The 1,850-nt window shown below is 68.7% G+C and carries 2 protein-coding genes; one reads left to right on the plus strand and one right to left on the minus strand.

The window, feature by feature from the left end; genetic code table 11:
- On the plus strand, positions 1-1,221 hold a 1,221-nt coding region (locus AC1D2K_RS34075; protein WP_478094773.1), incomplete at its 5' end, for an autotransporter family protein.
- A 20-nt stretch (positions 1,222-1,241) separates the two neighbouring features.
- On the opposite strand, the gene AC1D2K_RS34080 is transcribed toward AC1D2K_RS34075, so the two are convergent.
- Positions 1,242-1,805, minus strand: a complete 564-nt coding sequence (locus tag AC1D2K_RS34080; RefSeq protein ID WP_478094774.1) for a dihydrofolate reductase family protein — start codon at positions 1,803-1,805, stop codon at positions 1,242-1,244.
- Positions 1,806-1,850 lie beyond the last annotated feature (45 nt).

Consider the following 1,850-nt stretch of genomic DNA (forward strand, 5'->3'; position numbering starts at 1 on the left):
GTCCCAGCCCCGGTCCCAGCCCCGGTTCCAGCCCCGGTTCCAGCCCCGGTTCCAGCCCCGGTTCCAGCCCCCGCTCCTGCTCCCGCGACGCCCGCGACTCAGACGACACCTGCGGCTCCTGCAGCTCCTGCGACTCCTGCCGCCTCATCTGCGGTAGCGGCCCCAGCGACGGCGGCCGCCGCGGGCGCGGAAGCGGGCGCCAAGAGCTCCGAAACGAAAACCCCCGAGGACACGTCGGCGACGGCACAGTCCGAACAGAACGTGGTCGCGCCCGCCCCGGTCGCGCCCGAATACCGAAACGAAATGCCGATCTTCGCCGCCCTGCCGGCACAGATTCGCCAGGGCGATCTCGCGATGCTCGGCAACCTGCACCGCCGCGTCGGTGATACGAGTGCCGGCCGCGAGGCCTGGGCGCGAGCCATCTACACCGACCTCGACATCAGCCAGGACGGCAGCGCCGCCCCGCACAGCCAGGGGCACCTGAGCGGCCTGCAGGCCGGCACCGACCTGCTGGCCAGCGACGGCTGGCGCGTCGGCATCTTTGCCGGCGCGCTGGACGGGGGCGCCGACGTGAGCGGCAACGCGCGCGGCACCTTCGGCCGGGTCGGCAGCACCGATCTGCAATCGAGCTACCTCGGCGGCTATGCGACCTGGAAGGATGCAAGCGGCTGGTATGCCGACGCCGTGCTGCAAGCGGGCAGCCACCGCTACGACGTACGGCCCGACGGCAGCCTCACGACATCGGGCAAGGCGCGCAGCTTCTCCGCATCGATCGAAACCGGCAAGTCCTTCGCCCTGGCCGAGGACTGGACCATCGAGCCGCAGGCACAGCTTGTCCGCCAGAAGACAAGTTTCGACGATGTGTGGACCCTCGGCGCGCGCGTCCATCAAGACGCCGAAGGCGGCTGGATCGGCCGCCTCGGTGTGCGCATCAAGGGCGACATGGCCACCGGGGCGGGGCGGCTGCAGCCTTATGCACGGGTCAACGTCTATAGCGCGAGTTCGGGCGCCGACGTGGTGACTTTCATCGGCCCCGCCGCCAGCACCCGCATCGCCAGCGCGAGCGGCTACACCTCGGCGGAAGTGGCGGCGGGCTTCTCGCTGGCGCTGACAACCGTCACCACGTTGTATGGCGAAGTCGGGCATTTGTTCAGCACCGGCGGCGACGCCCAGGTGAAGTCGTCGGTGCAGGGCACGATCGGCCTGCGTGTGAGCTGGTAGCRCAAACCCGTGCCCCGGCCTCAGATCGCGTATTCGCTCTGGACCATGCCGTTTGCATACGCCGCGGTGCGCAGGTGCCGCAGGGGGAGGTCGCTCTCCAACGGGCCGAACAGAGGAATGCCGCTGCCCAGAAGGACCGGAATTCGCGTGACGATGAGCCGATGGATCAGGCGGGCCTGCAGGAACCCCTGGATGGTCCGTCCGCCGTCGATGTACAGGTGCCTGGCGCCTTCGGCGGCGAGCTGCTCCAGGATCCGATGCGGTGGGCCCTCCATCCACGCGCCCCGGCCTGCGAGCCTGGCCGGGATGTTCGCGCTTCGGGTGCTCAGGACCACCACGCGCTTGCTGCCGAACGGCCAATCGCCTTCGAAACCCAGGACCGTCTCGTAGGTGTGCCGGCCCATGACGATCGTATCGACCGAATCCAGGAACGCCTGGTAGCCGAAGTCACCCCCATCRACGTCCTTTTCCATGGGYAGCCAGTCGAGGTCGCCGTTGGGTCGCGCGATGAATCCGTCGATGCTCGCGGCAATGAATACGGATGCTTTCACGGGGAGATGAGAAGCGGAGGTGGCATCGAGCATACCGCCTGAAGGCTTCGATCTTCAACGGCCCGCGTAGTGCGCCGC

The organism is Variovorax sp. P1_H12_2 (assembly GCF_056405335.1).